This window comes from Desulfovulcanus sp., from assembly GCF_982781345.1.
Window position 1 is genome coordinate 1 of sequence record NZ_CEYAEZ010000087.1, and the last position, 6,524, is coordinate 6,524.

The 6,524-nt window shown below is 40.8% G+C and carries 6 protein-coding genes; 2 read left to right on the top strand and 4 right to left on the bottom strand.

Annotation, left to right across the window (positions count from 1 at the left end; genetic code table 11):
• Window positions 1-171 precede the first annotated feature (171 nt).
• Window positions 172-435 carry a hypothetical protein gene (locus AC3WVG_RS10845; protein WP_488798133.1) on the bottom strand — a complete coding sequence of 88 codons (264 nt, stop codon included), beginning with the start codon at window positions 433-435 and terminating at the stop codon, window positions 172-174.
• A 522-nt stretch (window positions 436-957) separates the two neighbouring features.
• On the opposite strand from AC3WVG_RS10845, the gene purM reads away from it, so the two are divergent.
• Window positions 958-2,004, top strand: a complete 1,047-nt coding sequence (purM, locus tag AC3WVG_RS10850; RefSeq protein WP_488798134.1) for a phosphoribosylformylglycinamidine cyclo-ligase — start codon at window positions 958-960, stop codon at window positions 2,002-2,004.
• A gap of 65 nt (window positions 2,005-2,069) precedes the next feature.
• Here purM and AC3WVG_RS10855 read toward each other — a convergent pair whose 3' ends face one another.
• From AC3WVG_RS10855 to rplM, 3 genes are all read right to left on the bottom strand, one after another.
• Window positions 2,070-3,320 carry a radical SAM family protein gene (locus tag AC3WVG_RS10855; protein ID WP_488798135.1) on the bottom strand — a complete coding sequence of 417 codons (1,251 nt, stop codon included), beginning with the start codon at window positions 3,318-3,320 and terminating at the stop codon, window positions 2,070-2,072.
• 193 nt (window positions 3,321-3,513) lie between these two features.
• The gene (gene rpsI, locus AC3WVG_RS10860; RefSeq protein ID WP_488798136.1) at window positions 3,514-3,906 is read right to left on the bottom strand and encodes a 30S ribosomal protein S9; all 393 of its coding nucleotides are present in this window, start codon (window positions 3,904-3,906) and stop codon (window positions 3,514-3,516) included.
• A gap of 21 nt (window positions 3,907-3,927) precedes the next feature.
• A complete protein-coding gene (gene rplM, locus AC3WVG_RS10865) occupies window positions 3,928-4,356 on the bottom strand; it encodes a 50S ribosomal protein L13 (protein WP_252379838.1) in 429 nt (142 codons plus the stop codon).
• Between the two features lie 254 nt (window positions 4,357-4,610).
• Here rplM and AC3WVG_RS10870 point away from each other — a divergent pair, with 254 nt between their 5' ends.
• On the top strand, window positions 4,611-5,855 hold the full coding sequence (locus AC3WVG_RS10870; protein ID WP_488798137.1) for an HD domain-containing protein: 1,245 nt from the start codon (window positions 4,611-4,613) through the stop codon (window positions 5,853-5,855).
• Window positions 5,856-6,524 lie beyond the last annotated feature (669 nt).

A 6,524-nucleotide genomic window follows, 5' to 3' on the forward strand; every position in this document is an offset into this window, starting at 1 on the left:
ATTCTATTGACTAACCCCATTATGCACAGCCCGCAAGCAAGCCTTTTACCCCGTTGAATCCAGCGAAGCTGGGCTGGCTTTGCCAGTATTCAACCGGGGTAGATGTGTCCAAGTCTTTGTTAGCATTGAAGAAAATGCGCTCGCAAATTAACTCCGAAAGTTGAGGCAAGATTATTTAACTAAGGTACCGTTTAAATTGACGTGGATATTAATTTCCGGACTGATAATAACTTGCTCAAAGTCGCAAGTGTTTCCCTGGTCTTGCTCCATGGGGGAAACTTCTAGAATAAAGTCACCTGTCCCTGGCTCTTTACCAATGAAGATTCCTGTTTGATTTTTTGTGCCAATAAAAATATCCTGTCTTTCTCTCGTAAGGACGGGACTGGCCGCAGCCAAAAAGAAAAGTAACGTAAGGATAATTTTTTTGAGGCCCATGATTCCACCTTGAATTTAGTCAAATAGACAAGTATTGCTTTTTAATTAAACATGAACATAATAATTGTACAGGGATTTTTTTAAAATACTCAACACTTAAATTAAGATAACTCAACTTTCCGAGTTATCTAACACCCTACAATTTCTATCCTTTTGGAGAGCGCACTTTCTGAAAATCATTGCAAATGGACTTGGTAACAGAGTCTGTGCCCAAACCCTATTTTACGCTGATTGAAAGTCTTGGTTTCTGAAATGCATTACAAACGGCTTGGGTAACCCAATCTTGGTGAAGCTTGCGGGAAAGCTGTGCATGGGAAGACTACCCTACAAATTTTTCGAGCTACATCATGAATGCAGAAAATGTTTTGAATAACTTTTAACTAACAATCCCTTTATGCACAGCCCGTAAGTAAACTTTATATGTGTCCAAGTCTTTGTTAACATTGAAGAAAATGTACTCTCCATTTAACTCGTAAAGTTGAATTAAGATTGTCAATAAATTTTATATATTAAGGAGAAAAGATGAACAATAGAGATCGGGCTTATAAAGAAGCAGGGGTTGATATTCAGGCCGGAAATCGGCTTGTCCAAAGCATTAAATCCATTGTGGCCAGCACTTTTACCAAGGGGGTCATGACCGATATTGGAGGTTTTGGCGGACTTTTTCGCCCGGACTTAAATCACATCCAAGACCCGGTTTTGGTAGCGGCCACAGATGGAGTGGGCACAAAGCTAAAATTGGCCTTTACCTTTGATATTCATAACACCATTGGTCTTGACTTGGTAGCAATGAGTGTCAACGACATTGTTGTACAAGGAGCTAAGCCTTTATTTTTTCTGGACTATTTTGCTACCGGCAAACTTGAGATTGAAAAAGCACAGCAAGTAATTGAGGGCATAGCCCATGGATGTAAACAAGCTGGATGTGCCTTGCTCGGAGGTGAAACAGCAGAGATGCCGGATTTCTATGCCCCTGGAGAGTATGATCTGTCTGGATTTTGTGTTGGTATTGTGGATAATAAAAAAATAATTGACGGGTCTGGAATAAGAAACGGGGATATCATTATTGGCCTGGCTTCCTCTGGGCTTCATTCCAACGGTTACTCTCTGGTCCGAAAGCTCTTGGCCGACTCAGGTCTGAAAGGTGATGATAATTTTCCCGGAACAGAACAAAAAGTAAGTAAAGTTCTTCTCGAACCAACCAAAATTTATGCGCCCGTTATTTTGAATCTACTTCGAGACATGGAGATAAAAGGACTTGTGCACATCACAGGAGGAGGCTTCTATGATAATATCCCCCGAATTTTGCCCAAAGGCTTAAAGGCGCGCATTAATTTTGGTCTATGGGCAATACACCCGGTTTTCAACTGGCTAAAAGATTTGGGAGGCCTTTCCTGGGAGGAAATGCTTCAGATATTTAATTGCGGTATTGGATTTATGGTTGTTGTCTCTCCGGAAATAAAAGAGGATGTTCTGTCCCGCTTGAACGCCTTGGATTGTCCGGCTTGGGAAATTGGACAAATTGAAGCCAGGGAGGAAGGGGAAGAAGCGGTTCAAGTTTTGTTTTAACTGATATTAGTTACCGGGGAGAAAGGCCAAAAGACTCTCCCCCCATTTACCCAACACTTTAAACCTTAACCCAAATAGGGGTTAAAATAACCGAAATTTACCCAGGGACAATTCTTTCTTATTCTTTTCAAAAAATTTTTAAGCCCTAGTCGCGGCCCCAGGTTAGCTTTGATGTGTTCTAAATAGAGCTCTGGATCGATATTTAAGTTGCGCATTTGGATAAAATCCAGCTTGGTTTCCCGAATTAAAGCAATCAGGCTCTCAACCTCTTGTTCAGTGTCGTTTATGCCCGGGAAAAATAGATAATTTAAAGAGACAAAGAGATTGTTTTTTTTAGCCTCACGAATGGACTGGACCACTTGGTCAAAAGTATAATTTTGCGGACGATAATAACTTGTATATCTATCCCTGTCCGCACTATTTAGACTAACCCGAATGGATGTAAGTCCGGCCTGGGCCAACGGGGCTATGGTTTCAGGCAGACTGGCATTAGTATTGATATTAATAGTCCCCTTACCTCCCTTCAAACGAAAAGCTTCAATAGCGGAAAGAATTAATTGTGCCTCAGTTAATGGTTCTCCTTCACACCCCTGCCCAAAAGAATAAATAGGTTTCTTTTCTTTCTGGCCGTGCCAGGACATTATCTGAACTATTTCTTCGCTGGTTGGGGTAAAATCGATTCTATTCTGCGTAGATGGAAAACCAGAATCTTTTGGCTGAAGAGAAATACAGCCAATACAGCGGGCATTGCAAGACCGGGATGTAGGGAGTGGGGCCTCGAACCTACCCAGGGCCAAATTTTTAGCTGCCGGGCAACAATAATTTAAGGCACACCTGGCAAGATGTTTCACCAAACGGTTACGAGGATATTTTTTTAAAAGTCTGTGTGCTCCGATATTGATCTTCTTTTGTGGAATGTGGGCAAAAACCTGTCGCCTATCTTTGTCTATCTGTTTGGCTGCCACCCAAAATTTCCCCTGAAAATATCCTACAGCTCCATAAGCAAAAAGGGGAAGCCTGGGAGCTCTCTCTCCTGTTAAATAGGCTGGAAGTCCAGCTAGAGTGTAGCCCGGACAGACAAAAGCAGCTACGGCCGTCCCTTCAATAGCTTCGATATTGCCTGTTTGAGGATCAAACCCCAGGGCTCCTCTATCCGGCAATAAGTAAAGTTCGCTTTCAGGAGGTAAGGGAATGAGCTCATCAGGACGGGGCAAGGCAAAGTCATTTCCCTGGCGGCAAAGCATTTTTAAACCAGGCTCATCATAAATATTGCCCTGTTCATCGGCATAAACCAAGTTAGGAAGAAAATGTTTCATTATACTTAAACCCTTGATTTAGAGCAGTCTAAGACTAACCCGGCCCTGCAATAACATTCGTAAAAAGACTTACCATTGTAACACATGGTGCACAGATGCCAATTGCGCACTGCGAAGGCTATGGAACGAAAGACAAAAAAAGGCAGAACCACTATTGTGGCCCTGCCTTTCATGAGGGGAAGTGTCATTTTTACTAACGTTTTGAGTATTGGTACCTGGCTCTCGCACCGCGTTGGCCGTATTTCTTTCTTTCTTTGACTCGAGCGTCGCGGGTCAGAAATCCGGCTTTTTTCAGTACAGGTCGAAGTTCAGGGTCAAAGTCCAGGAGAGCTCTGCTTATACCGTGCTTAATGGCCTGAGCCTGTCCGGCCAGCCCACCCCCTTTAACATTGACCTTAATATCAAATTTACCCTCAGTCTTGGTCAACTCTAGAGGCTGCTTAATAATCATTTGCAAGGTGGCCCGAGGAAAATACTCATTATACGGGCGACCATTGACAATAATTTGACCACTCCCATTATAAAGCCTTGTGCGTGCAATTGATGTCTTTCTTCTGCCTGTACCGTAGAAAAAATCTTGAGTCATAGCTATCTCCAACTATACTATTTAGAATTCCAAAGCTTGAGGTTGTTGGGCACCATGTGGATGATCAGGGCCTGAATAAACTTTTAACTTTTTCAGCATAGCCCGGCCAAGACGATTTTTGGGAAGCATTCCCCTAACGGCACGCCTGATCACTTCTTCCGGCTTGTTTTCCATCATTTCAGCTAAAGTCGTCTCTTTCAGCCCCCCTGGATAACCAGTATGACGATAATACTTTTTCTTCTCCAGCTTTTGACCTGTAACCTTCACTTTCTTTGCGTTAACAACAACAATAAAGTCTCCAGTGTCAATATGAGGGGCAAACTCAGGCTTATGTTTTCCCCTTAGCCTTTTGGCAATTTCCGTGGCAATCCGACCCAAAGTCTTGCCTTGGGCGTCTACTAAATACCAATTCTTTTGAATCTCTTCTGGCTTTGGGCTATATGTTTTCATATGTCATTTCTCCTCGCTGAACTAAAGAGAGTGTCTATATTTTTTTTTAGCAAGTCTGTCAACTAAAAAATAAAATAGAACCTGAAGTTAAAAATTGTCAACCGGTGGATTTCAAGTTAATTTAGCAAGTAATACATTACTTTAACCACATGACAAGCTAGACAAAAAACCGTGGACAAAAAAACTGAAACTTGACTTTTAACTTCAAACCCTAAAGTCTAAAAAAAAAATAAAAACCGGGAACGGAGGAAAAAGTGCCTAGTATAAGAAAGAGTCTTTTGCAACTCATTTTTTCGGGCTCCTTTATGAAAAGGTGGAATGATAAGTTAAGGCCCATGGAATTGGTAGAGGTCGATAAACAAGGCCATAAAATGATTCTGGCCTTTGTTCTTTATATTCTGAACGCAAAAAAAGTACCGAAGGAAGAAAAGGATGCTCTAGCTGAAGAGATAATCCTGGGAGGGATTTTTGATTATCTTTACCGGCTCATTATCACTGATATCAAGCCTCCCATATTTTATAAGATCAAAGCTAACCCTGCTCATTATTATCAACTGACACAGTGGGTCTTGGAGCAATTACAACCCAGAGTACAACCTTTAGGAAAAGACTTTTGGCATAAGCTAGAGCATTATTTCACTAATGAAGATAATACTTCTCTAGCTCGCAGAATTTTGGATGCAGCCCACATTTTTGCTAGTCAGTGGGAATTCAGTTTGATCAAAGAATTAAACAAAGAAGATGAAGAGTTAAAAGAGATAGAAGAAAATTTTTTTAACGGATTAAAAAGATACACTGACCTGGTTGGAGTACCCGAATTGATTAATGACCCAAAAACAGAACTGGCCAGATTCATCAATTTATCCGGACAACTCAGGTTTCAAAAAAGATGGTCGCAAACTCCGCGCATCCCAGAAACATCGGTTCTGGGACATATGTTCATTGTTGCCTGTTACGCCTATTTTTTTAGTCTTGCAGTAGGTGCATGTGCAAGAAGGCGACAGAACAATTTTTTTGCTGGTTTGTTCCATGATCTACCAGAACTTTTGACCCGAGATATCATCTCCCCGGTAAAAGAATCTGTCAAACGAATTGGAAATCTAATCAAAGAGTATGAGTGCAGAGAGCTTGACCGCAGGGTATTTAATCTCTTAAGTGCAGGCGGCTACAAAGACCTGATACACAGACTTAAGTATTTTCTAGGTATCGATATAGGATCTGAATTTGATTCCACAATAATCGTCGATGGTGAAGCCAGGATTGTAACCTGGGAACAGCTCCAAAACCAATATAATGAAGACCGGTTTGATCCCAAGGATGGATACTTGCTCAAAGTGTGTGATAATCTGGCTGCTTTTATTGAAGCGTATACAGCCACCAGAAATGGTATAGTTAACGAACAACTACAGCAGGCCCAGTGGCGAATAAGGAATAAATATCAACAAAGCTCTTTAATAGATGGGGTACATATCGGGGCTTTGTTAGCAGACTTTGATTAGCTTATGAGCCTGTGGCCAAACCCTATTTTAGCCGCTGATTGAAAGTCCTGGTTTCTGAAATGCATTACAAGTGGCTTGGGTAACCCATTTTAGAGAAGCTTGCGGAAAAAACAGAGCATCGGGATGAATGGGCTAAACACTTTGCTATGTTGACCATAACTATCGGCAATAAAAAGAATATTCATTTATCCTAAAAATCCCATTATGCTCTGTCCGCAAGCAAATTTTAGTTGGGTCCAAGTCTTTGTACCAGCATGAAAGAAACCAAGACTAGAATAAACCATGGAAACTAAGTTGATAAAAAGATTCGGCTACAAGCTCTTATGTCTTACCCAGAGTTTAAAATTTACAATTAGGATTCAAAAATAATTTTAAATTATCCTGCTGACATGACTTTCAAAACTAAGTATGGCAGCATTCGTAAAGTTTACCACTTCCCACCTTTAAACTTCAAAACTTTTGAGTAGAGTTTAAAGTAGACTAAAATTAAAAGAAAACAACCAGATAATCGCCAATGGTCTTTAATTTCTCCCAAAAAATTCAACATGAAAAAAACAAAAGAATTTGCCAGGTTAACATGTTATAATAATTAAACTTTAGTCACTTCAAGGTAGAAGAGTCTGTGGCCAAACCCCATTTTAACCGCTGAATGAAAGTCTTGGTTTCTGA

What these genes read in the sequence shown, in the direction of transcription:
- purM (WP_488798134.1), top strand. Translation starts at nt 958, where the DNA reads ATGAACAATAGAGATCGGGCTTATAAAGAAGCAGGGGTTGATATTCAG.
- rpsI (WP_488798136.1), bottom strand. Translation starts at nt 3,906, where the DNA reads ATGACTCAAGATTTTTTCTACGGTACAGGCAGAAGAAAGACATCAATT.
- AC3WVG_RS10845 (WP_488798133.1), bottom strand. Translation starts at nt 435, where the DNA reads ATGGGCCTCAAAAAAATTATCCTTACGTTACTTTTCTTTTTGGCTGCG.
- AC3WVG_RS10855 (WP_488798135.1), bottom strand. Translation starts at nt 3,320, where the DNA reads ATGAAACATTTTCTTCCTAACTTGGTTTATGCCGATGAACAGGGCAAT.
- rplM (WP_252379838.1), bottom strand. Translation starts at nt 4,356, where the DNA reads ATGAAAACATATAGCCCAAAGCCAGAAGAGATTCAAAAGAATTGGTAT.